Annotated in this window: 19 protein-coding genes, 1 pseudogene and 1 riboswitch; of the genes and pseudogenes, 14 read left to right on the plus strand and 6 right to left on the minus strand. The window is 65.7% G+C overall.

The features are described 5' to 3' along the window. Positions 1–241, minus strand: a pseudogene (locus X803_RS22060) (DUF418 domain-containing protein); the annotation flags it as partial. A gap of 443 nt (positions 242–684) precedes the next feature. Between X803_RS22060 and X803_RS0102470 the strand changes: the two are divergent. From X803_RS0102470 to X803_RS0102495, 6 genes are all read left to right on the plus strand, one after another. Continuing rightward, complete coding sequence (locus tag X803_RS0102470; RefSeq protein ID WP_026543888.1) at positions 685–1008, plus strand: hypothetical protein; 324 nt, start codon at positions 685–687, stop codon at positions 1006–1008. 252 nt (positions 1009–1260) lie between these two features. Further along, a complete protein-coding gene (gene mshA / locus X803_RS0102475) occupies positions 1261–2508 on the plus strand; it encodes a D-inositol-3-phosphate glycosyltransferase (RefSeq protein WP_026543889.1) in 1248 nt (415 codons plus the stop codon). Positions 2509–2532: 24 nt separating this feature from the next. After that, entirely contained in the window at positions 2533–3300 is a 768-nt protein-coding gene (locus tag X803_RS0102480) for a phosphatase (RefSeq protein ID WP_026543890.1), read from the plus strand. A 148-nt stretch (positions 3301–3448) separates the two neighbouring features. Beyond that, complete coding sequence (locus X803_RS0102485; protein ID WP_026543891.1) at positions 3449–5140, plus strand: formate--tetrahydrofolate ligase; 1692 nt, start codon at positions 3449–3451, stop codon at positions 5138–5140. Positions 5141–5174: 34 nt separating this feature from the next. After that, the gene (gene tdh, locus X803_RS0102490; RefSeq protein WP_026543892.1) at positions 5175–6218 is read left to right on the plus strand and encodes an L-threonine 3-dehydrogenase; all 1044 of its coding nucleotides are present in this window, start codon (positions 5175–5177) and stop codon (positions 6216–6218) included. A gap of 12 nt (positions 6219–6230) precedes the next feature. After that, the gene (locus tag X803_RS0102495; RefSeq protein WP_026543893.1) at positions 6231–7424 is read left to right on the plus strand and encodes a glycine C-acetyltransferase; all 1194 of its coding nucleotides are present in this window, start codon (positions 6231–6233) and stop codon (positions 7422–7424) included. 22 nt (positions 7425–7446) lie between these two features. Here X803_RS0102495 and X803_RS17325 read toward each other — a convergent pair whose 3' ends face one another. Continuing rightward, positions 7447–8448: a YeiH family protein gene (locus X803_RS17325; protein WP_253907378.1), complete on the minus strand. Its 1002-nt coding sequence runs from the start codon at positions 8446–8448 to the stop codon at positions 7447–7449. 171 nt (positions 8449–8619) lie between these two features. Beyond that, complete coding sequence (locus X803_RS0102505; protein ID WP_026543894.1) at positions 8620–9705, minus strand: inositol-3-phosphate synthase; 1086 nt, start codon at positions 9703–9705, stop codon at positions 8620–8622. 154 nt (positions 9706–9859) lie between these two features. Between X803_RS0102505 and X803_RS17330 the strand changes: the two genes are divergently transcribed. From X803_RS17330 to X803_RS0102520, 3 genes are read left to right on the plus strand one after another with little or no spacing between them, the layout of a single operon-like run. After that, positions 9860–11272: a hypothetical protein gene (locus tag X803_RS17330; protein WP_051470377.1), complete on the plus strand. Its 1413-nt coding sequence runs from the start codon at positions 9860–9862 to the stop codon at positions 11270–11272. Between the two features lie 52 nt (positions 11273–11324). Continuing rightward, positions 11325–12419: a lipid II:glycine glycyltransferase FemX gene (locus X803_RS0102515; protein WP_162149179.1), complete on the plus strand. Its 1095-nt coding sequence runs from the start codon at positions 11325–11327 to the stop codon at positions 12417–12419. 2 nt (positions 12420–12421) lie between these two features. Further along, entirely contained in the window at positions 12422–13867 is a 1446-nt protein-coding gene (locus tag X803_RS0102520) for a phytoene desaturase family protein (RefSeq protein ID WP_026543896.1), read from the plus strand. A gap of 3 nt (positions 13868–13870) precedes the next feature. Here the strand turns inward: X803_RS0102520 and X803_RS17335 are convergent, their stop codons facing one another. Beyond that, positions 13871–14530, minus strand: a complete 660-nt coding sequence (locus X803_RS17335) for an alpha/beta hydrolase (RefSeq protein ID WP_035777636.1) — start codon at positions 14528–14530, stop codon at positions 13871–13873. Then, positions 14527–15060, minus strand: a complete 534-nt coding sequence (locus X803_RS0102530; protein WP_026543897.1) for a VOC family protein — start codon at positions 15058–15060, stop codon at positions 14527–14529. Before X803_RS0102530 ends, X803_RS17335 begins: the two co-directional genes overlap by 4 nt. Before the next feature lie 187 nt (positions 15061–15247). After that, positions 15248–15349, plus strand: a riboswitch (glycine riboswitch). 157 nt (positions 15350–15506) lie between these two features. Here X803_RS0102530 and gcvP point away from each other — a divergent pair. Genes gcvP through X803_RS17340 form a run of 4 tightly spaced genes read left to right on the plus strand, consistent with a single transcriptional unit; the run spans position 15507 to position 21609 of the window. Beyond that, on the plus strand, positions 15507–18338 hold the full coding sequence (gene gcvP, locus X803_RS0102535; protein ID WP_026543898.1) for an aminomethyl-transferring glycine dehydrogenase: 2832 nt from the start codon (positions 15507–15509) through the stop codon (positions 18336–18338). A gap of 8 nt (positions 18339–18346) precedes the next feature. Next, entirely contained in the window at positions 18347–19459 is a 1113-nt protein-coding gene (gene gcvT, locus X803_RS0102540) for a glycine cleavage system aminomethyltransferase GcvT (RefSeq protein ID WP_026543899.1), read from the plus strand. After that, complete coding sequence (locus tag X803_RS0102545; protein ID WP_026543900.1) at positions 19456–20829, plus strand: L-serine ammonia-lyase; 1374 nt, start codon at positions 19456–19458, stop codon at positions 20827–20829. Before gcvT ends, X803_RS0102545 begins: the two co-directional genes overlap by 4 nt. Next, complete coding sequence (locus X803_RS17340; protein WP_051470378.1) at positions 20830–21609, plus strand: methylenetetrahydrofolate reductase; 780 nt, start codon at positions 20830–20832, stop codon at positions 21607–21609. It begins immediately after the preceding gene. Here X803_RS17340 and X803_RS0102555 read toward each other — a convergent pair. Continuing rightward, positions 21590–22759, minus strand: a complete 1170-nt coding sequence (locus X803_RS0102555) for an RtcB family protein (protein WP_026543901.1) — start codon at positions 22757–22759, stop codon at positions 21590–21592. The two genes, X803_RS17340 and X803_RS0102555, sit on opposite strands and share 20 nt — an antisense overlap. Positions 22760–22881: 122 nt before the next feature. Between X803_RS0102555 and X803_RS0102560 the strand changes: the two genes are divergently transcribed. Continuing rightward, a complete protein-coding gene (locus X803_RS0102560; RefSeq protein WP_026543902.1) occupies positions 22882–23115 on the plus strand; it encodes a hypothetical protein in 234 nt (77 codons plus the stop codon). The last annotated feature ends 274 nt before the right edge of the window (positions 23116–23389 follow it).

Genomic DNA, 23389 nt, shown 5'->3' on the forward strand with positions numbered 1-23389 from the left:
GAGCCCGCCACTGCAGAACAAAGCTGTAGCCGAAGAGGAATGAAAAGAGCAGGTAGAACTTCGCCTCGAAGAGGGCCGCGATGGTGAAGCGGACGGCAAGATCAAGAGCTGAGTTGTGGTTCGGGCTGATGGTGCCCGTGAGAGTGTAGGGATCGGCGAAGTACCAGATGTTGACCATGAGGATGCCGCCGAGCGCGAAACTGCGCAGCGCATCGACTTCCCGTAGGCGTCCCGATACCACCCGGTTCCTTTCTCCTGGATCCCCGCCAGCCTAGCGCTGCTCGACGCCGCGACCGCTCCGGTCACGGCCCCCAAACTTTTTTGAGGAAATTCCCAGAAACGGCTAGGCGTGCCCACCCGGCGTGGGGTAGCTTTGAGAAGTGCCATTGGGAGATCTCAGTCTCGCCTTTGTCTGCACGGTCCAGGTAAGCGCAAGTCAGAAATGGAGGTGGGATTGGTGATTAATTTCCTTGGCGGCAAAATGCCCGCGCGAACCCGCCCAGCCTCCGCTATCGCTGCGCACTGATTTCCTGCTGAAACCGGCACTTCTCTCCTAGCTCTTTTCACGGGAGAAGTCTCTTTTCCTCTCTGTGCGCCCGGCGGAAACGCCCCCCTTCGTCGTGCCCCGTCACGAATTCCGGGCTCTTTCAACTCATGCACGCACCACAACCCTGGGAGATACCCATGCCTGATCAGCAGGTCCTGTCCGCCCCACAATCCGAGCGCACCACGACCCCGGTCGATGTCCAGCAGCGCCCGCACGGGGAATTCATCATGTCCGGCAACCTCACCCGCCTCGACGGTTCAGGCAGCGATCGTGCAGCCGAGCCCGTCGATTCTGCAGCGGTGATGCCTGACTTTACGCAGCGAGAGGAGGTGTACCTCATGCTCGGGAAGCTCCGTAGAAGTGTGTCCTTCTGGAAACGAATACAGGAACTGTCAGTCGATAGCGCCAGGGAAAATGCCCAGTCCTACGTTCTGCCCCAGCACCACTTGTTCATCAAGTAACCGGTGCCCACTGCGGCCCGCTCCGGCCGCTTCCTGTCGATCCGCGAGGAGGAACTGATGCAAGTCATCGGAACCATTCCAGGAGAAGCCCGCGCTTCCCGGCGCGGGCTTCCGCCTTTAACAAACACCTTTGCAGGTTCCCCGCCCGCCCGTCACGGAATGTAGCGGCCGACCCGCGCGTTATAAGGTCAAAAGCGGTCAACGGGCAAGTGCATACTCAGCCCTGAACATGAATGGCGAAGGGAGGGTTCCGTGACCCCGGTGAAGCGCGTGGCGATGCTGTCGCTTCACACATCGCCCTTCGACCAGCCCGGTGGCGGCGATGCCGGCGGGATGAACGTCTACGTCCGCTCCGTGGCGCTGGAACTCGCCAAAGTAGGAATCGACGTCGAAATCTTCACGCGTGCGGCCTCCGACGGGCAACCCCACATCGAGGAACTCGGCCCCGGAGTGCTGGTCCGTCACCTCATTGCAGGTCCCACCCGCCGGGTGCCCAAGGAAGTACTTCCGCAACTGTCAGATGACCTAGCCGATGCCATCGCCGACGCGACCGATCTCCTTGCAGACGGGCACTTTGACGTAATCCACTCCCATTACTGGGTGTCCGGGATTGTTGGCCTGACCGTTGCGAGTTCCCTCAAACTTCCCCTGGTGCATTCAATGCACACCATGGCGAGGGTGAAAAATCTCCGCCTCCATGCCGGCGGCGTTATGGAACCACAATCCCGCATCGACGGCGAGCAGGCGATTGTGGACGGCGCCGACCGCCTCATCGCCAACACCAGCACCGAAGCCGCCGAGCTGGAGTCCCTCTACGGCGCAGCAGCCGAAAAGGTCGACATCGTGGCACCCGGCGTGGACCTCGACATCTTCAATGCGCTTGACCGGTCCGCGTCCCGGAAAGGTCTCCAGTTCCCCGAGAGCGCCTTCCACGTGGTCTTCGCCGGCCGAATCCAGAAACTCAAGGGCCCCCACCTGCTGGTCGAGGCAGCGGCCGACCTCCTGGCACGGCGCCCGGACATCCCGCTGCAGGTCAGCATCATCGGTTCGGGGAGCGGCGCCGAGGCACTTGAGCTCCAGCCGCTGATCGACCGCCTGGGACTGCACGACGCCGTCCGGCTCTACCCCCCGGTCATGGCCGGCCAGCTGGCCCACTGGTTCCGTGCCGCGGACGTCGTGGCCATGCCCTCCTACAGCGAATCCTTCGGCCTCGTGGCGCTGGAGGCGCAGGCCTGCGGCACACCCGTGCTCGCCGCCAACGTCGGAGGCCTGCCGCAGGCGATCAGCGACGGACGCACCGGCGTCCTGGTGGACGGCCACGGCGTGGGCCTGTGGTCGGCTGCGCTGGAAGCACTGCACGACGACGACGGCATGCGCCGCACGCTGGGCACCCATGCCGCGGTGCACGCGCTGGCTTTCGGCTGGCAGCGCACGGCGCTCTTCACCGCGCAGAGCTACCGCACCGCCGTCGAGCAGCATGAAAGTGCGCCGGTGCTCTGAACCGCTCCCCTTTAGGATGGATGAGTGAATGCCGCCGCGGAACTTGCCAGCTATCTCGACTCAGTAGGGATTACCGGAAAGGTAGCGACGCCGCGGCAGGACAACCTCCGGCACATGCAGCTGTTCCTGGATGGGAATGAACACCTCGAATTCGGAGTCCGGCTCACCAGGGAGTGGACCTTCGACGAGGTATTCGACCTGATGCATGAGCGCGTCGGCACCAGCGCGGACCGCACCATCCTCGAGGGTCAGGACACCATCTCCGCCGAGAAGTGCGTGGCCGCCCTGGACAGGTTCGCTGACCGGCTCGGGGAAGCCGTGCGCGCCGGCCACCGAATCCTTTTCGCCACCGGCCATCCCGCCGGACTGCTGCCCGTCCACGCTGCCCTTGCCGCCGCGGCTGTTCGTGGCGGCGCCACCGTCGTTTCGGTCCCGGAAGGCCAGCCCTTCCGCGACGGGGATATCCGGCAGCTCTTCGGCGTCCTCGTCTGGCACCAGTACGGCGGCCTCGTCCACACCCACTACCCGGAACCGATGCGGTTGAGCCTGGAACTCCTTGCCTCACAGGGCGCCCTGCCGCCCCAGCTGGTGGTGGCCGATCACGGCTGGGCAGGGCACTCGGCCTCGGAGGGCATCCCCACGCTCGGTTTCGCCGACTGCAACGATCCGGGCTTGTTTGTCTCCGAGGCACAGGGGCAGCTGGAGGTGGCAGTGCCCCTCGATGACAACGTCTGCCCGGGCCTGTATGAACCGATGACCCGCTACATCCTGAACCGCGCAGGACTGGCCTAGGCAGTTTTCGGCAGGTGTGGCGGGTCCGGCCCGCGTGAAGCCGCCGGAGGTGCGCAAAAGTTCCCCTCCCCGCGGCGCTGGTAGATTGGACGTGAGCTTCCACCCGAGCCGCCCACAGTCCTGCCAGCACCCCGGAAGGATTCAGACGATGACGTCTATCCACGCCCCTGCGTCCGATCTCGACATTGCCCGCGCCGCGCGGATCCGTCCCATCGAGGAGATTGCCGCCTCCGCTGGCATCCCAACGGACGCGCTGGAACTTTACGGGCGGTACAAGGCAAAGATCGATACCTCGCGGCTGCCCCGCGTCCCCGGGAAAGCACCCGGAAAAGTGATCCTGGTCAGCGCCATGAGCCCCACCCCGGCCGGCGAAGGAAAATCCACCTGCACGGTCGGCCTGGCCGACTCCCTGGCGCGGGCCGGCCGGAACGTCATGGTTGCCCTGCGAGAACCCTCGCTGGGACCGGTGATGGGCATGAAGGGCGGCGCCACCGGCGGCGGCTACTCCCAGGTGCTGCCGATGGAGGACATCAACCTCCACTTCACCGGCGACTTCCATGCGATCACCAGCGCCAACAACACCCTGATGGCCCTCGTGGACAACTCCATCTACCAGGGCAACCCCCTCAATATCGATCCCCGCAGGATCACGTTCAAGCGGGTCCTCGATGTCAATGACCGGGCGCTGAGGGAAGTGGTGATCGGTCTCGGCGGAGCCACCCAGGGCGTGCCCCGCCAGGATGGGTTCGACATCACCGTCGCCTCCGAAGTAATGGCCGTCTTCTGCCTGGCAACCGACCTCGCGGACCTCCGCCGGCGGCTCGCCCGGATGACGGTCGGCTACACGTACGACCGGAAACCGGTCACCGTTGCGGACCTCGGCGTCGAAGGAGCGCTGACCCTCCTGCTCAAGGACGCGATCAAGCCCAACCTCGTCCAGACCATCGCGGGCACCCCTGCCCTGGTGCACGGTGGGCCGTTCGCGAACATTGCGCACGGCTGCAACTCGGTCATCGCCACGCAGACAGCGCGCAGTATCGCTGACCTTGTGGTGACGGAGGCAGGTTTCGGCGCGGACCTCGGCGCCGAGAAATTCATGGATATCAAGGCGAGGTCCGCGGATGTGGCGCCCGACGCCGTCGTACTGGTTGCGACCATCCGGGCGCTGAAGATGCACGGCGGGGCGGCGAAGGAGGACCTGTGCCGGCCCGATGTGGCGGCCGTGGAGCGCGGTGTGGTCAACCTGCGGCGTCACGTGGCGAACGTGAAGAAGTTCGGTATCACCCCTGTGGTGGCGATCAACAAATTCGCCACCGACACGGATGAGGAACTCACCTGGCTGCTCCGCTGGTGTGCCCGCGAGGGCGTCAGCGCCGCGGTGGCCGACATCTGGGGCGAAGGAGGCGGCGGGCCGGGCGGTGATGAGCTTGCCGCCACAGTGCTGGCCGCGCTGGACGAACCCCGGTCCTTCCGGCATCTCTACCCGCTGGAAATATCGGTGGAGGAGAAGGTCCGGACCATTGCGCAGGAAATCTACGGAGCGTGCGACGTCGCGTTTTCCACGCCCGCGCTGCGCCGGCTCAGCGAGATCGAGGCCAACGGCTGGGATGCCCTGCCGGTATGCATGGCGAAGACCCAGTACTCCTTCTCGGACGACGCCACCCGGCTGGGAGCACCCGAAGGGTTCACCCTCCACGTGCGTGATCTGATTCCGAAGACGGGGGCGGGCTTCATCGTCGCCCTCACCGGTGCAGTGATGACCATGCCCGGCCTGCCCAGGGAACCCGGTGCCCTGCGCATGGACGTCGACGACGACGGCGGCGCGGTGGGACTGTTTTGAGCACCGTTGGTCACAACCTGGGAAGGACTGCTGAGTGAAGGCGCTCTACAAGCCTGGTGCGCGGCCCGGTTTTGAGTTGGTGGATCGGCCGGAGCCGGTTGCGGGTCTGGGTGAGGTGAAGATCCGGGTGCTGACCACGGGTATCTGCGGTACGGACCTGCATATTGAGTCGTGGGATGCGTGGGCGGCGGGAATCATCCGGGCGCCGCTGATTCCGGGGCATGAGTTCTACGGTGAGGTGGTGGAGCTCGGTGAGGGTGTGCATGAGGTCCGGGCGGGTGACCGGGTCTCCGGTGAGGGTCACATTGTGTGCGGGATTTGCCGGAACTGCCGGGCGGGGCGCCGGCAGATGTGTATCCGTACGGTGAGCGTCGGGGTGCAGCGGGATGGGGCGTTCGCCGAGTATGTGGTGATCCCGGAGATGAATGTGTGGGTCCACCATGATGGTGTGACCCCGGAGTTGGGCGCGGTGTTTGATCCGTTTGGGAACGCGGTGCATACGGCGCTGAGCTTTCCGTTGGTGGGTGAGGATGTGCTGATCACAGGGGCCGGACCCATTGGTTTGATGGCGATCGCGGTGGCCCGGCATGCCGGTGCCCGGAACATCGCGATCACGGATGTGTCGGAGCCGCGGCTGGAGCTGGCTCGTGCGATCGGGGTGGATCTCGCCGTGGATGTGAGCCGGATGCGGATCACGGAGGCGCAGCGGGAACTGCACATGGTGGAGGGCTTCGACGTCGGGTTGGAGATGTCGGGGCATGCCACAGCGTTGCCGGAGATGATCGACAACATGAACCATGGCGGGCGGATTGCGATGCTGGGCCTTCCGTCGTCGGACATCACGATCGACTGGGGGAAGGTGGTCACGCACATGCTCACCCTGAAGGGTGTGTATGGGCGGGAGATGTTTGAGACCTGGTACGCGATGAGCGCGATGCTGCAGTCCAACCACCGGCTGCGCGATGCGGTGGCGAGCGTGGTGACGGACGTTCTGCCGGCGTCGGAGTGGCAGGAAGGCTTCAACATTGCCCGGGACGGGCGCAGCGGCAAGGTAGTGCTGGACTGGTCGGCAATCTAGAGGAGGAACGGAATGTTTGTTGCAGTGCGGGACCAGCTTCAGTCGGAGTTGCAGGAGATACGGGATGTCGGTCTCTACAAGCACGAGCGCACGATCTCCTCGCCGCAGTCCAATTCCATCCGGGCGGCGCTGGGGGGTGCCGAGGCTGCCCGGGTGCTGAATTTTTGTGCCAACAATTATCTGGGGTTGGCGGATCATCCGTCGATTATCGAGGCGGCGAAGGGTGCGCTGGATGAGCGCGGTTTCGGAATGGCGTCGGTGCGGTTCATCTGCGGCACCCAGGACCTGCACCTGGAGTTGGAGGAGCAGGTGTCGGAGTTCCTGGGGACGGAGGGCACGATCCTTTTTTCGTCGTGTTTCGACGCGAACGGCGGGGTGTTCGAATCGCTGCTGAATGCTGAGGACGCGGTCATTTCGGATGCGCTGAATCACGCCTCGATCATTGACGGGATCCGGTTGAGCAAGGCGCAGCGGTACCGGTACGCGAACCGGGACATAGCTGATCTTGAGGCGAAACTGCAGGAGGCCTCCGGTGCGCGCCGCCGTCTGGTGGTCACCGACGGGGTGTTCTCGATGGACGGGTACCTGGCGCCGCTGCGGGAGATCTGCGATCTGGCGGAGCGGTATGACGCGATGGTGATGGTCGATGATTCCCACGCGGTCGGGTTCATGGGGGCCACCGGCGCCGGCACCCCTGAGCACGCGGGGGTCTCGGACCGGGTCGATATCTACACGGGGACGTTCGGTAAGGCGTTGGGTGGTGCCTCGGGCGGGTATGTGTCGGGGCGGGCGGAGATTGTTGAGTTGCTGCGCCAGCGTGCCCGGCCGTACCTGTTTTCGAACTCGCTGGCACCCTCTATTGTGGCGGCGACGCTCACCGCGTTGGATCTGGTGCAGAACAGTGCCGTTCTTCGTGCCCGGCTGGGGGAGAACGCGGCGTTGTTCCGGCGGCGGATGAGCGAGGAAGGCTTCGACCTCCTTGAGGGTGAGCATCCGATCATTCCGGTGATGTTCGGGGATGCGGCGCTGGCGGCGAGGGTGGCGGACCGCATGCTGGAACACGGTGTCTACGTGATCGCGTTCAGCTACCCCGTGGTCCCCAAGGGAGCCGCGCGGATCCGCGTGCAGCTCTCCGCTGCGCACAGCACGGACGACGTCGAAACCTGCGTGGCCGCCTTCATCGCCGCACGCGACGCGGAAGCCTGAAATGCTGCCCGTCCTGTCCCGTCTAACCGAGGGGCAGGACCAGCGTCCCGATGAGGGAAACAGCGAGAATCACCAGCGTGGAGAGGAGGCCCAACAGAACGGGTCGCCTACCCACCCGGAGCAGGCTTCTTAGCTGCACACCCAACCCCAGTGCGAACATCGCCGCGGACAGCAGCACGGTCTGCACCACTTGAGCTGCGGCCAGGGCATCCGCGGGAAGCACCTCGGCGGTACGCACCAGCATCGCTCCCACGAACCCCACAATGAACAGCGGAACGACGGGCGGCATCGCGCCGCCGCTCCTCGGCCCGGTACGGCGCGCGTGCAGCGCGATTCCGGCGGCAATCGGAGCAAGGGTAAGCACGCGGGCGAGCTTCACCGTGACGGCTACGGCCAGTGCGGAGCTGCCCACCGCGTCACCGGCTGCCACCACCTGTGCCACTTCGTGAGTTGAGGCACCGATCCAGATACCGAGGGTGCGCTCGGGTAGTCCCAGGAGCCCGCCGAGGAACGGGACTGCCGGAATCATCAGGGTCCCGAAGAGGACCACCAACCCGATCGCGGTGGCAACCTCCGTCTTCCTGGCTCCGACGGCGCTCTCCACCGCTGCGACCGCCGCGGCCCCGCAGATGGAGAACCCGGAGGCAATGAGGAGGCGCTGGGCAAGGCCGATGCCGAGGAGTTTCCCGAGCCAGACAGTGGCACCGAACGTGACTCCAACCGACAGGAGGACAACAAGCAGCACGGCCGGCCCGAGGTCAAGAACCGCCGAGAGCGAAAGTTGGAGGCCCAGCAGGACAATTCCTGCCCTGAGGAGGCGCCTTGAAGAGAAGGTGATACCGCCGACCAGTCCGGCCGGTATGGGCCGGGTGTTTCCCCACACCGCGCCGAGCAGGATGGCAATCAGCAGCGGGCTGGTCCCCTGCAGCAGCCTGCTCAAACCCCAGGCGAGCCCGGCCCCGGCGAGGCAGACACCCAGCCCGGGAAGCGTAGCGCGAAGCGGGTGGGGAGGTGTGCCCGTCATCGGAGACCGGGACATCGTCGATTCGAAGCGCCATCCTCTGCGGACCGCCCACGCTTCTTCTTGCTCATGTCAACAATCTCTCATGCCCGCGACGCAGCGGCAGCCAACCGGCCTTGGAAACACGAAACGCTCCCGGTTGAACCGGAAGCGTTTCGTTCTCTGATGGAGCGTTTAGCGCTCAACCTCGCCGCGGATGAAGGCTTCCACCTTGTCGCGGGCGATGTCGTCGTTGTACTGCTCCGGCGGCGACTTCATGAAGTAGCTGGACGCGGAGAGGATTGGCCCACCGATGCCGCGGTCGGCAGCGATCTTGGCGGCGCGGATGGCGTCGATGATGACACCCGCGGAGTTCGGGGAGTCCCACACCTCAAGCTTGTACTCGAGTGAGACGGGGGCATCACCGAAGTTGCGGCCCTCGAGGCGGACAAAGGCCCACTTGCGGTCATCGAGCCAGGCCACGTAATCCGACGGGCCGATGTGGACGTCGTCAGCGTGCATCTCAGCCTCGACGTTGGAGGTGACGGCCTGGGTCTTGGAGATCTTCTTGGATTCAAGACGGTCACGCTCAAGCATGTTCTTGAAGTCCATGTTGCCGCCGACGTTCAACTGGTAGGTGCGGTCCAGCGTGACGCCGCGGTCTTCGAACAGCTTGGCCATGACGCGGTGCGTGATCGTTGCGCCGATCTGGCTCTTGATGTCATCTCCCACAATGGGGACGCCGGCTTCGGTGAACTTGTCAGCCCACTCCTTGGTGCCGGCAATGAAGACGGGAAGGGCGTTGACGAAGGCTACGCCCGCATCGATGGCGCACTGGGCGTAGAACTTTGCTGCCGCTTCGGAGCCGACGGGCAGGTAGCACACCATGACGTCGACCTGCGAGGCCTTGAGCTCGGCGACAACGTCAACGGGCTCGGCGTCGGACTCCACGATGGTCTCGCGGTAGTACTTGCCCAGACCGTCGAGGGTGTGGCCGCGCTGGACCTTTATGCCGGTAGGCGGCACGTCGGCGATCTTGATGGTGTTGTTCTCGCTGGCGCCTATGGCGTCGGAAAGGTCGAGGCCGACCTTCTTGCCGTCAACGTCAAAGGCGGTGACGAACTGCACATCGTTGACGTGGTACTTGCCGAATTCCACGTGCATCAGACCCGGGATGGTGGCGCTTGCGTCCGCATCCTTGTAGTACTGAACACCCTGCACCAGCGATGCAGCACAGTTTCCGACACCGACGATTGCTACCCGAATGGGGTTGTTTCCCACTGTTCTCCTCTTTACGCGCGTTATAAGACCGGTTGGACTGACGTCGTCGTTTTGTCTTTGGCCCCCGGCGAAATCCACAGCTCACACAGTCTACTTGTTTATGCCAACACACGCTGTTCCCGAGTCATTCCTGACGCCGCTAGGCTTTCGACCCATGGAGCATGAGGAGAGCCTGCGGCACCCCGCGAGTATCTCCGCGCCGTCCCGCAGGGATGCGCTGCTCAGGCAGCTCAGGGAAGTGGCCGGCGGCCCGCTGGGCCGGCATGCCGCGCCCGGTCTGATTCGGCCGGCGGTCTTCACAATCGAGCGGGTGCTGATCCTGCTGACGACGGCGGCGGCCCTCCTCGCGTTCCTGGTCAAGGTTCCGTGCCGGGAGGAAGGGTGGGTACGGCCGGCGCAGTTCTATCGCACCTGCTATTCCGACTGGACCGAAGCGTTCCAGTTCCAGGGCCTCGGGAGCGGCCTGCTGCCGTTTGCTGAGGGGTCGACGTTCGATGGCCCGCTGTTGACCGGGGTGGTGGCGGGACTGGTCTCGCTGCTGGTGCCGGCGTCGTCGGACGGAATAGTCCGTACGGAGACGGTGGTTCAGTTTTTCGACCTCCATGCGGTGCTGATTGCCGCGGCGTGGATCGGCGTTGTCCTTGGAACCGCACGGCTTGCCAGCCGGCGGCCGTGGGACGCGGCAATAGTTGCAACAGCGCCCATCCTGATCCTCACTGCCACGTCGGGTTGGGCGCTGCTGTCCGTAGGCCTCAGCGTGGCCTCGGTGCTGGCGTTTGCCCGGCACCGCTACGTGATGGCGGGCGTGCTGCTGGGGTTCGGTGCCGGTTTCAGCATCCACGTGGTGCTGGTTTTGGCGGCGATGGCTTTGCTGGCAGCGCGTACCGGCCGATGGCGGGCGGTTCTGCTCGCCGGCGGCTCGATGGGGGCGATCTGGTTCCTCATGGTTCTTCCGTTTGGTCCGGGGCAGGCCCTGGCGCTTCCCTGGCAGTACGACCCCGCGCGCCTGAACATTTCATCCTCGCTCTGGGCGGGCTATGACCTCCTGGCTGAGCGGCTGGGCGTTCCGGCTCTTGCGTCAGAGACGGCGACGCTCCTGGCGGTCGGGGCCTTCAGCGTGCTTGGAGGGCTGATAGTGCTGCTGGTCCTGAAGGCTCCACGGCGGCCGCGGCTTCCCCAGGTGGTGTTTCTCCTGATGGGAGCGCTAGTTCTCGTTCTTCCCAACTACCGGCCCGAGCTCACATTGTGGCTCCTTCCCTTCCTGGCACTGTCCTATGTCGACTGGAGAATATTTGTTGTCTGGCAGCTGGTGGAAGTGCTGCACTGGTGGGCCTTCTGGATGTATGTTGCCCGGGAGGCGTCGTCGGGCGCAGTGGAGAACAACATCGACTCGCCCTACTTTGTGGCCGCGGTGTTTGCGCGTCTGCTGGTGACCGGGTACCTCATGTACTGCGTGGCACATCACATACTGGAGCCGAAATATGATCCGGTACGCCGCCTGCAGATCGATGATCCTGCCGGCGGCCCTTTCAACACGGCTCCTGATCGGACCGGACCCCTCCGGTAGGCTGGAACGAGTCCCGTCCGGATCCGCATACTCCCGCACCGAAAGACCCTCAGTGACAGAATCCGTCTTCCGCAGCGAACGCCTTACCCCTGAGGCTTTCGAAGCGCTGGCATCGGCTCATCCCGGCGTCGTGATCCCCCTCGAGCAGACCCCCCAGTGGGCCGCCTTCGAGCGGAGCCTGGGCCGGGAACCCTACGGTCTATGGGCCTACTATGACGACGGCGGTGCGCCGGCGGTGCTGATGAGCCTGCTCCGGGTGCGGCGCAGGTTCCGTGAATCCCTGGTGTCGATCAACGGCCCGGTCTGGCTCACCGACCGTTCCCCGGAGGCAGAGCTTCGCCTGATGCGGACGGTTCAGCGGCAGTTCGCTGCCGATCCCGGCACAGACCCGCTTTACGTCCGCATGCAGGTCCAGCACCCGCAGCCCCCCGCGGACGGGCCCATTGAGCACGGCTGGTACGAGCGTGAGATCGTCGTCGATCTGACGCCCTCCGAGGATGCGATTTTCAAGTCCTTCAGGCCCAACGCCCGGAACAGCATCCGCCGTGCGGAACGCTCAGGGGTGGAAATCCGGACCATAGAGCGGGAGGACTGGGTGGACGTGTTTCGGAAGGACCTCTACCCGATCCTTCAGGAAACAGCGGAGCGCGACGGCTTCTCGAGCTTCGGCGCCGATTACTACGAGAAGCTGCTCTCGACGCTCGGTGATTATCTTCGGCTCATGGTGGCCTACGTCGACAACCGGGCGGTGAGCTGGCTCATCACCACCGAGTACCGCGGCTATTCGGTCTACTACTTTGCAGCCAGCACCCTCGATGCGCGGAAGACCTTCGCGCCGTACCTGCTGCTGTGGGAAGCGTTCAGGCAGTTGAAGGCGGCGGGAAACACTGCATGCGGCCTCACCGGCATCGTGAGCGAGAACTACCCCCAGCTCGTCAACGTGACCACCTTCAAACGCAACTTCTCGAAGAACGTCGTGGACATCCCCACGACCTACGACATTCCGCTTAACCCCGGCAGGTACCGCCTGGTCGCCGGACTGTTGTCCTTCCGGCGCACGGCGCCCGCGAAGGGCCGTGCGCTTCTGATGGGGGCGGCGTCGTCGCTCGCCAGGCTGCGGGCAGGCCGTTCCGGGGCTGGGAGCTAGTCATGGCGGACGTCGCGATAGTCGGGGCCGGGCCCAACGGGCTGGCGGCCGGCGTCGTGATGGCACGGGCTGGACTGAACATTGAAGTCTTCGAGGCCGGGCGGACCATCGGCGGCGGAGCGCGCACCATGGAGCTGCTCGAGCCGGACCACTTCCACGATGTCTGCTCGGCGGTGCACCCGATGGCGCTGGCCTCCCCGTTCTTCCGGGAGTTTGGACTGGAGGAACGGGTCCGCTTTGAAGTGCCGGAGCTGTCCTACGCCAATCCGCTGGGTGGCGGCCGCGCGGGCCTCGCCTACCGCGACCTCGGGCGGACGGTTCAGGGGCTCGGAAAGGACGGGCAGGCCTGGCGACGCCTGATGCGGCCGCTGGTCCAGCACATCGACGGCGTGGTGGACACGGGGCTGAACCAGTTCCTGCGCGTGCCGCGGCACCCGCTGGCGGCCGCACTCCTTGGCCTGGCCACTTTGGAGCAGGGCTCCGGGCTGTGGAACCTGCGCTTCTCGACGGAAGAAGCAGCCGCACTGTTCACCGGTGTTGCCGCGCATGCCGTGGGACGGTTGCCCTCGCCCGCAGCCGCGGGTGCCGGGCTGACGCTCGGTGCCCTCGCGCATGCCGGCGGGTGGCCCATCCCGCTCGGCGGATCACAGGCTCTCGTGGACGCGATGGCGGAGGACATCCGTGCCCACGGCGGAGTAATCCACACCGGGCAAACGGTCGACTCCGTAGGCGAGCTCGACGGCGCCCGGGCGGTCCTGCTCGACGTCTCCCCGAACGTTGCCGCGCGGATTGCAGGCGGGCGGCTGCCGCAGAAGTACCTCGCCACGCTGGACAGGTTCAGGTTCGGTGACGGCGCCTGCAAGGTGGATTTCATCCTGTCCGAGCCGGTGCCGTGGGCCAACGAGGAGGTGCGGTCCGCGGGAACGGTCCATGTGGGCGGTACCCGTGCGGAAACGGCGGCATCCGAAGCCGCTGTGGCGGCGGGACGACATCCGGACAGCCCCTACGTCCTGGTCTCCCAGCCGTCCGGGTTTGATCCCTCCCGCGCTCCGCACGGGCGCCACGTCCTCTGGACCTACTGCCACGTGCCCCACGGGTCCACCAGGGACATGACGGAGGCAATAGTGCGGCAGATCGAGCGGTTCGCGCCCGGCTTCCGTGACGTCGTCGTCCGTTCCCACGTGATGACGGCGGCTGACCTGGAACGCTACAACGAGAACTATGTGGGCGGCGATTTCAGCGGCGGTGCGGTTACCATCCCGCAGCTGCTGGCACGTCCGTCGCTCGGACCCAATCCCTGGCGGATGCCGGCGAAGGGCCTCTACCTGTGCTCGGCGTCCACTCCGCCCGGGCCGGGAGTGCACGGCATGGGCGGTTATCACGCTGCGAAGCTGGCACTGAAGGATGTCTTCGGCCTTCCGATGCCCGGGCTGTCGCCTGCTGCCTAGGCCCTACCCTGCGGGCTGCTGCCCGCGGCGCTGCAGGAACAGAAGGCGTTCAGCGACCCACCCTCCCAGTTCATCGACCGTCTGCGGGCTCAGGCTGTGACCGCCCGCGTCGCGGCGCGCGTAAGTGGGAGCACCCGAGTCGCCGAGCAGATAGTCCCACGTGCGCTCGAGCAGTTCCGCCGGAATGACGGTGTCGGCATCTCCCTGTGCCACGAACACGGGCACGCCCGCCAGCCGCGCGGGCGTGACCGGTACGCCGGCATCGAACGGCAGCGTGCCGTAGAGGATGGCACCGCCGGCGAAGCGTTCCGGTGCATCCAGCAGTAGACCGCCGGCGAAGGCGGCGCCCCCGCTGAAGCCGAGGAGCAGGACGGAACGGCCTTCCGGTGCAACCCCGGCCAACCATTCCCGGAACCAGTCCATCGTTTCCCGAAGAGATTCGGCGACGGGGCGCCCGATTCCCCGGTTCGCGAACCAGGCATAGCCGCCGCCCGCAGGGATCGGCGCACGCACCGCCGCATAGGAGGCACCGGAAGGCAGGTGATCGGCGAGGCCGATAATCCCTGCCTCGTCAGCGCCGCGGCCGTGGAGCAGTACCACCAACGGCCGATCGGCGTCGTCGGCGCTGTGCCAGGCGACGATGGGGTCAGGGAAGGAGCTCACGCGTGATCCTCCGTGGATTCCGTGCGGTCTCCGGTCACGATGCGGCCTGCCGTCTGCACGCCCGACCACCGGCTGAGCTCGGAGTCGAGGTCAAGGCGGTCAACGGGCGCGGAGTTTTCATACTCGCCCCAGGCGTCCCTGGGCAGCATCCACATGATCTCGAACTCGTTGCCGTCCGGATCGGCGCCGTAGATGCTCTTGGTCGCTCCGTGGCTGGATTCGCCCGAATAGGCGCCGGATTCCTTCAGGATCGCCCGGGCCTCGGCCAGTTCCTCAAGGGTGTCCACCTGCCAGGCGAGGTGATAGAGCCCGATACCGCCGGGTACCTTCGGTGCAGCGCCCGCTCCCACCCCAAACAGGCCGAGGTCGTGGTGGTTTCCGGAGCGGGGCAGCCGCATGAATGCGGCATTGGCGCGCGGTTCGCGTGCAGCGACCTCCATGCCCATGACTCCGGTGTAAAAGGCTTCGGCGCGCTCAAGATCGGCGACAAACAGCACAGCGTGGTTCAGGCGGACGGGTGAGACGGGCATGGGATCCTCCGCGTTAGTTGAATCTTTAACTAAAGGGTAGCCCGCCACTAGTTGTAGGTGCAACTTTTTGCTGCGGACAGCCCACAGGAGCTCCGGGAGGGTGTCCGATCCATTTCAGGGACCCCATGCCGGAGAGTAAGGTTGGTTCCGACCACAACTGAATAGCCATCTTCTTATCAAACGCCGATGACCCGCCGCGGGAGAGTTCTGCCGTGGATTTCACACGGGCAGGCGCCGTAGGAGCAAATCCTCCCCGGGAATCTCTCAGGCCCAGCACCGCAGCGGACAGGCAACTCTGGAAAGCGGCACGCCCATCTGGGTTGTGCCCACCGACGGTGCAACGCGAACGGCGTGTTCGCCGAATCTCTCAGGTCCAATACAGAGCGGGGAGGAACCCGACCATAGTCCGCGCCCTTGGGGAGTGGACACTGAGCTACGGAGTTCCCATGACCTTTCCCACGGAATCAACCTTCTCCGACCGTCATATCGGTCCGCGCCCGGGCGATGCCGAGCACATGCTCAAGGTTCTCGGTTATCCCAGCCTGGACAAGCTCGTTGACGTGGCGGTGCCGGCGAGCATCCGCATCGCAGAAGGTCTGGATCTTCCCCACGCCCTGAGTGAGTCGGAAGCGCTCGCGGAGCTCCGCCGCATCGCGGCGAGGAACACGACCGCCGTGCAGATGATCGGCCAGGGCTACTACGACACCGTGACGCCGCCGGTCATCCGCCGCAACGTCCTCGAATCACCCGCCTGGTACACCGCGTACACCCCATACCAGCCGGAGATTTCCCAGGGCCGCCTTGAAGCACTGTTGAATTTCCAGACCATGGTCCAGGACCTCACGGCCCTCCCGATCGCCAACGCTTCCCTGCTCGATGAAGCATCCGCGGTAGCGGAAGCGGTTCTGTTGATGCGCCGCTCGGGCAGGAACAAGGGCGGCCGCACTGTGCTGGATGCGGACTGCCTGCCGCAGACCATCGCCGTGGTCAAGGGCCGCGCCGAGGCGCTGGGCTTCGAGATCGAGGTTGCTGATCTCTCGAACGGGATGCCCGAGGGTGACATCAACGGCATTGTCCTGCAGCAGCCCGGCACCTCTGGTGCCCTGCGCGATCATGCGGACCTCATCGCCAAAGCGCACGACGCCGGTGCCCTGGTTACGGTGGCGGCTGACCTTCTTGCGCTGACACTGATCACCCCGCCCGGCGAACAGGGCGCGGATATTGCCGTCGGCTCGGCCCAGCGCTTCGGTGTTCCTCTGTTCTTCGGCGGGCCTCACGCAGCCTACATGGCCGTCCGCAAGGGACTGGAGCGTATGCTTCCGGGCCGCCTGGTCGGTGTGTCGAAGGACGCCGACGGCGCTCCCGCCTACCGCCTCGCACTGCAGACCCGCGAGCAGCACATTCGCCGGGAGAAGGCGACGTCCAACATCTGCACCGCCCAGGCGCTGCTGGCGATCGTGGCCAGCATGTACGGCGTTTACCACGGCCCGGATGGGCTGAAGGCCATCGCCGAGCGCGTCCATTCCAGGGCTGCGAGGCTTGCGGCCGCTCTCCCGGGCACGGTCCACGGGCAGTTCTTCGACACCCTCCTGGTGAAGGCGGAGGGGAAGGCCGAGGACCTGGTCGCTGCGGCGGAAAAGCGCGGCATCAACCTTCGCCTGGCCGATTCAGACCATGTCGGCATCTCGTGCGACGAGACCACCACGGATGCCCACCTGGAGACCATCGCGGAGGTCTTCGGCGTTGAGCTGCCGGGCGGGGGAGAAGCAACGATTCCCGCTGAGCTGCAGCGGACGTCGTCGTACATGACCCACCCGGTCTTCTCGCTCCACCGCTCGGAAACGCAGATGCTGCGCTACCTGCGCGCGCTCTCCGACCGGGACCTGGCGCTGGACCGGACCATGATCCCGCTGGGCTCCTGCACCATGAAGCTCAACGCCACGGTTGAGATGGAGCCCATCTCCTGGCCGGAGTTCGCCACCATCCATCCGTTCGCGCCGGAGCACCAGACCGAGGGCTGGCGCCACCTGATCGACGATCTCGAGAACCGCCTCGCCGAGATCACCGGCTACGCCAAGGTCTCCATCCAGCCGAACGCCGGGTCGCAGGGCGAGCTCGCCGGACTCCTGGCAATCCGCAACTACCACCTCTCGCGCGGTGACGAGGCCCGTACCGTGTGCCTCATCCCGTCATCGGCGCACGGCACTAACGCCGCATCGGCGGTGCTCGCCGGGATGAAGGTGGTGGTGGTGAAGACCGCCCAGAACGGCAACATCGACCATGATGACCTGCAGGCGAAGATCGAGGCGAACCGGGAGACCCTGTCCGCGATCATGATCACCTACCCCTCCACCCACGGCGTCTTCGAGGAAGACGTGCGCTGGGTCTGCGACCAGGTGCACTCGGCCGGCGGCCAGGTGTACATCGACGGTGCCAACCTCAACGCGCTGGTCGGGCTCGCGAAGCCGGGCGAGTTCGGCGGCGACGTCTCCCACCTGAACCTCCACAAGACCTTCTGCATCCCGCACGGCGGCGGCGGCCCCGGCGTCGGACCGGTTGCGGTGGCAGAGCACCTCGTGCCGTTCCTGCCCGGGGACGCCAACGGCGTCCAGCGCGACGACCACGACGGCGTCTCCGGTGTTCCGATCTCAGCGTCCCGTTTCGGTTCGGCAGGCGTCCTCCCCATTTCCTGGGCCTACGTTGCGCTGATGGGCAGCGAGGGGCTGACGGCTGCCACCAAGTCGGCGCTCCTGGCCGCGAACTACGTGGCCGCCCGCCTGAACGAGCACTTCCCCGTGCTCTACTCGGGCGAGAACGGTCTGGTGGCCCACGAGTGCATCCTTGATCTCCGCGCACTCACGGCCAGGACCGGGGTCACCGCCGAGGACGTCGCCAAACGTCTCATCGACTACGGCTTCCACGCACCGACGCTGAGCTTCCCGGTTGCCGGCACGCTCATGGTCGAGCCGACGGAGTCCGAGGACCTTGCCGAGCTGGACCGCTTCATCGACGCGATGATCGCCATCCGCGGTGAGATCGACCGCGTGGGGTCCGGTGAATGGCAGCTTGAAGAGAGTCCGCTCCGGCAGGCCCCGCATACGGCACAGATGCTGATCAGCGACGACTGGTCCTCTGCGTATCCCCGGGAGCTGGCAGCCTTCCCGTTGCGCACGCTGCGCCATGACAAGTACTTCGCTCCGGTACGCCGCATCGACGGTGCACACGGAGACCGGAACCTTGTCTGCTCATGCCCTCCGATCGAGGAATTCGAAGACTAGGGAGAACCATGACCAAGCAGACCGCCCTCTATGCCCAGCACCAGGGACTTGGCGCAGCGTTCACCGACTTCGGCGGCTGGCAGATGCCGCTGAAGTACCGCAGTGAACTTGAGGAACACCACACAGTCCGCCGCGCCGCCGGGATCTTCGACCTCTCCCACATGGGCGAGGTGTTGGTCAGCGGCCCCCAGGCTGCGGAGTTCCTGAATTATGCGCTCGTCTCCAATCTCGCCGTCATCGCCGTCGGGAAAGCCAAGTATTCGCTCATCTGCACGCCGGAAGGCGGGGTGATCGATGACCTCATCACCTATCGTCTCGCCGAGGATGAGTTCCTGGTGGTCCCCAACGCATCGAACTCGGACGCCGTGGCCGCCGAACTGCGGGAGCGGGCCGTGAACTTCGACGTGCAGGTGGAGGACCAGTCCGAAGAGACCGCTCTCATCGCGGTTCAGGGCCCCAACGCCGAGGCGATCCTGCTCGGTATGGCCACCGGTTCGGACCAGGCGGCAATCACCTCGCTGAAGTACTACGCCGCGGTCCACGTGGAGCTCGCAGGCCTGCGGGTCCTCCTGGCCCGGACCGGGTACACCGGCGAGGACGGGTTCGAGCTCTTCATCGGAAGCGGTGACGCTGCACAGCTGTGGAATGCCGTGACGGAGGCCGGAGACGGGCACGGACTGGCGCCGTGCGGGCTGGCCGCCCGCGACTCGCTGCGGCTCGAGGCTGGCATGCCGCTGTACGGGCATGAGCTGGGTCTGGACACCAATCCTTTCGAGGCGGGTCTGGGCCCGGTGGTCAGCCTGAAGAAGTCCGACGACTTCGTGGGCCGATCGGTGCTTGAACCGCTCAAGGGGGAGACCCCGGCTCGGAAATTGGTGGGCCTCCGCGGCACCGGGCGGAGGTCGGCGCGCGCCGGGTACGGCGTCGTCGCGGACGGACGCACCGTCGGAACCGTGACCTCCGGGCTCCCCAGCCCGACCCTCGGCTATCCCATTGCGCTGGCCTATGTGGAGACGGCTCTGGCGGACCCCGGTACGGAACTTGAGGTGGACCTGCGCGGGCGCCCCGAGGGCTTCACAGTGGTTGAACTGCCGTTCTACAGGCGGCCGGGCCGCTCATGACCATCAGCGCCTTCGACCTGTTCAAGATCGGAATCGGTCCCTCAAGTTCGCATACGGGTGGACCGATGACGGCGGCGTACCTGTATACGCGGCTGCTGGTCGAGCGGGACCTTCTTCCCCAGGTACACCGGGTGAAGGCCGAATTGTTCGGATCGCTCGGCGTGACCGGCCACGGGCACGGGACGGTCAAGGCCGTGATTCTCGGACTGGAGGGGGAGCAGCCCCACCTCACCGATCCGGAGCGGGCCGAACCGCGCGTGGAAGGAATCTCAACATCGAAGGTGCTTCGGCTGGCGGGTACGCACGAGATCGCGTTCGACCCGGAGAAGGACCTCATCCTGCACCGCAGGCAGCGCCTGGACTACCACACCAACGGTATGCGCTATTCGGCATATAACGCTGACGGCATGCTTCTCCTCGCCCGGGAGTACTACTCCGTCGGCGGTGGATTTGTGCTGGACGAGGACCAGATCGGCGTTGACCTGCCGACCGACAGCACGGTTGCGGTCAGCTACCCCTTCGAGTCCGGTGAGCAGCTGCTGGGGATCGCCGCCGCAACCGGAAAGTCCTTTTCCGAGATAGTTCTCGCCAATGAACTGGCCGCCCGATCCGAGCAGGAAGTCCGCGAGGGCCTGCTCGAAATCTGGGACGTCATGCAGGACACCATCCGTCGCGGCTCCACCAACAGCGGCGTCCTTCCGGGCGGCCTTCACGTGCGGCGCCGCGCCGCCAGGCAGCTTGAACTGCTCCGCAAGGAGGCGGATCCGAATGACCACCTCAGCACCATGGAATGGGTCACCCTGTTTGCGCTCGCCGTGAATGAGGAAAACGCCGCCGGCGGGCGTGTGGTCACCGCGCCCACCAACGGCGCTGCCGGGATCATCCCGGCCGTCCTGAAGTACTACACGGACTTTGTTCCAGGAGCCAACGACGACGGCGTCATCCGCTTTCTGCTCGCCGCCACCGCTGTCGGTGCCCTCTTCAAGAAGAACGCATCCATCTCCGGGGCGGAAGTAGGCTGCCAGGGCGAGGTCGGTTCTGCCTGCGCCATGGCCGCTGCCGGGCTCGCCGAGGTGCTGGGCGGTACGCCTGAGCAGGTGGAAAACGCCGCCGAGATCGGCATCGAACACAACCTGGGACTGACGTGCGATCCGGTCGGTGGACTGGTACAGATCCCCTGCATCGAACGCAACGCAGTCGGTGCCATCAAGGCCATCACCGCAGCCCGCATGGCGGTCCGCGGCGACGGGCAGCACTTCGTCTCCCTCGACGCCGCCATCAAGACCATGCGTGAGACCGGCGCGGACATGATGGACAAGTACAAGGAAACCGCGCGGGGCGGGCTCGCGCTGAACGTGGTGGAGTGCTGAGTGGGGCTCCCGGCCCGGGTTGAGATTGTCCCCGGCGGGGACGTCGTCGCCCAGGTGCGGCGGCACCTCGCCCCGGGAACAACGGTCACCATCACCTGCCTTCCCCACCACGGGCCGGAGGAGACGGTGCAGCTCGCGGGAGAACTCGCCGCCCTGGGGTACCGGGCGGTGCCCCATCTGGCCGCCCGGACCATCGCGTCCAGGCACCAGCTGACGGAGTTCGCGGCCCGGCTGGGCGATGCGGGTGTGCGGGATGTCTTTGTGATTGCCGGTGATTCCCGGGAGACCGCGGGGCCCTACGCGTGGAGCCTGCCGCTTCTGGAGGATCTGGCAGAAATCGGCGGATTCGACGTCGGCTTCGCTGCCTACCCGGAGGGTCATCCCACCATTGCCGAGCCCGAACTGACTGAGCTGCTCCTCAGGAAGCAGGAGTTCGGCAGCTGGGCGGTCACGCAGATGTGCTTCTCCGGTGAGGTTCTCACAGACTACGTGGGAAGGCTCCGGGCGGACGGTGTGACCGTCCCGGTCTGGGGGGGCGTTCCCGGCCGCGTCCGCCGCACCCGGCTTCTTGCGCTCGCCGGGCGCATCGGCGTCGGTCCGTCACTGAAGTTCGCACAGCGCAGCGGTTCGCTGCTGCGCTCGGTGCTCGCGCCGTCGTCGTACGATCCCTCGCCGCTGGTGCGCTCCGTGGAGAAGTCCGGCGGATTCGCGGGGCTGCACGTGTACAGCTTCAACGACTTCGGGCGCGGAAACCCGCCGGTCAGTCGCCCTTCACGTTGACGATCTGGCGCAGGGTGTGGCGGACGCGCACCAGGTCCCGGGCGTCCTCCATCACCACGTCGATGTCCTTGTAGGCCGCCGGGATTTCGTCAATGAACGCGTCGGTGTCGCGGTACTCGATGCCGCGCATCGCGCGCCGCAACTCATCCCGGGTGAAGGTCCGCCGCGCCGCCGAGCGGCTGTACTCGCGGCCGGCTCCATGCGGGGCGGAGTTCAGGGACGGCGCGTAACCGAGGCCCTCGACCACGTATGACGCCGTCCCCATCGATCCCGGTATCAGGCCAGGCCTCCCTGTGGAGGCGTCAATGGCGCCCTTTCGGCTCAGCCACACCTGTTTGCCGTAGTGCTGTTCCTGGGCGGTGTAGTTGTGGTGGCAGTTGATGCGCTCCTGCTCTTCGACGGTGACGCCCGTCCACTGCGCCACGCAGTCGAGGACGCGGTCCATCATCTCCTCGCGGTTCAGCAGTGCGAAGTCCTGCGCCCACCGGAGTTCCCGGATGTAGGACCAGAACTCCTCGTCGTCTTCGCTGAGGTAGGCGAGGTCGTTGTCCGGAAGGGTGATGCCGCGTCTGTCGCACAGATCCAGCGCCACCCGGATGTGCCGTTGCGCAATCCGGTTGCCCACCCCCCGCGAGCCGCTGTGGAGGAAGAGCCACACGCCGTCGTTCTCGTCGAGACTCACCTCAATGAAATGGTTCCCGGACCCCAGCGACCCCAGCTGCAGCATCCACTGCCTGGAGTACGACGCCGGATCGAACCCTGCGCTCGCAGCCTCACCGTCGAGGCGCTCCACCCGGGCTTCAGCGGAGGGGAGCACCCGTTTGTTGCTGTGGCCGGCCGAGAGGGGGATGGCGCGCTCGATCGCCTGACGGAGGGTCCGGCGGTTCAACCCGTCCAGGTCTCCGACGCTGAACTGGGTCCGCACGGCGATCATCCCGCAGCCGATATCCACACCGACGGCCGCCGGAATGATGGCTCCAACGGTCGGTATGACCGACCCGACGGCGGCGCCCTTGCCCAGATGGGCGTCCGGCATGCTCGCAAGGTGCGGATAGATGAAGGGCATTGACGCCGTCTTCAGGTTCTGCGCCCGCGTCTGCGGATCAAGAATGCTGGCGAAGTTGACGTAGGTGGGGCTGACCTTTTCCATGGTCGTCCCATCCTGCGTCACCTGACCCGGCACATCAACCAGCGTTTTCCCAAGGCTCCGCGTGGATCATGAGCACTTCTTCCCGGTGGCGGCCGGGAGAAGACCCGTCCGCAGGAGAAATCATGAGTATGGAATTAGTTGCTGTCCTGATAGTGGTGACGGTCCTGGCGCTGGTGGTGGGGGCCGCAGGCCTCAGCCGTTTGCGCCGTCCGCGCCGCGTGGCCCCACCGACGGTGTTGTCGATCGAGGACCGGCGCATCCTTGCGGAGCTGAGGTTGACCCCGGCTAAGTGGCTGTCCTTGACCAACCAGCAGCGTGCCGGCCTCCGCGAGAAAGCGTTCCGCAGCATGGCGTGATCGCCTGAATGCTCCTCCGGCCCCCGTACATAGACCACTACAAATAGTAAGCCAGCTTGCTTTCCCGGAGCGATCTGTCTACGGTCTAGGGGCACGCCGGGATTAGAACCCCAAAGTCTAATCGAAGGAGTACAACCATGAACACGAAGCGCACTATCGCAACCGTAGCTGTTACCGGAGCCCTCGCATTCGGCGGAGCCGGTATGGCCCAGGCCGCACCCCTTGAGAGTGTCGGCGTGGTTGGCGGACAGAACGCAGGAGCGATCGGCGGGCT

This window comes from Arthrobacter sp. 35/47 (genome assembly GCF_000520475.1).
In the GTDB taxonomy this organism is placed as follows: Bacteria; Actinomycetota; Actinomycetes; order Actinomycetales; family Micrococcaceae; genus Arthrobacter_D; species Arthrobacter_D subterraneus.

What these genes read in the sequence shown, in the direction of transcription:
- X803_RS0102470 (WP_026543888.1), top strand. Translation starts at nt 685, where the DNA reads ATGCCTGATCAGCAGGTCCTGTCCGCCCCACAATCCGAGCGCACCACG.
- X803_RS0102485 (WP_026543891.1), top strand. Translation starts at nt 3,449, where the DNA reads ATGACGTCTATCCACGCCCCTGCGTCCGATCTCGACATTGCCCGCGCC.
- X803_RS0102495 (WP_026543893.1), top strand. Translation starts at nt 6,231, where the DNA reads ATGTTTGTTGCAGTGCGGGACCAGCTTCAGTCGGAGTTGCAGGAGATA.
- X803_RS17325 (WP_253907378.1), bottom strand. Translation starts at nt 8,448, where the DNA reads ATGACGGGCACACCTCCCCACCCGCTTCGCGCTACGCTTCCCGGGCTG.
- X803_RS17330 (WP_051470377.1), top strand. Translation starts at nt 9,860, where the DNA reads ATGGAGCATGAGGAGAGCCTGCGGCACCCCGCGAGTATCTCCGCGCCG.
- X803_RS0102520 (WP_026543896.1), top strand. Translation starts at nt 12,422, where the DNA reads ATGGCGGACGTCGCGATAGTCGGGGCCGGGCCCAACGGGCTGGCGGCC.
- X803_RS0102530 (WP_026543897.1), bottom strand. Translation starts at nt 15,060, where the DNA reads ATGCCCGTCTCACCCGTCCGCCTGAACCACGCTGTGCTGTTTGTCGCC.
- gcvP (WP_026543898.1), top strand. Translation starts at nt 15,507, where the DNA reads ATGACCTTTCCCACGGAATCAACCTTCTCCGACCGTCATATCGGTCCG.
- gcvT (WP_026543899.1), top strand. Translation starts at nt 18,347, where the DNA reads ATGACCAAGCAGACCGCCCTCTATGCCCAGCACCAGGGACTTGGCGCA.
- X803_RS0102545 (WP_026543900.1), top strand. Translation starts at nt 19,456, where the DNA reads ATGACCATCAGCGCCTTCGACCTGTTCAAGATCGGAATCGGTCCCTCA.
- X803_RS0102555 (WP_026543901.1), bottom strand. Translation starts at nt 22,759, where the DNA reads ATGGAAAAGGTCAGCCCCACCTACGTCAACTTCGCCAGCATTCTTGAT.
- X803_RS0102560 (WP_026543902.1), top strand. Translation starts at nt 22,882, where the DNA reads ATGAGTATGGAATTAGTTGCTGTCCTGATAGTGGTGACGGTCCTGGCG.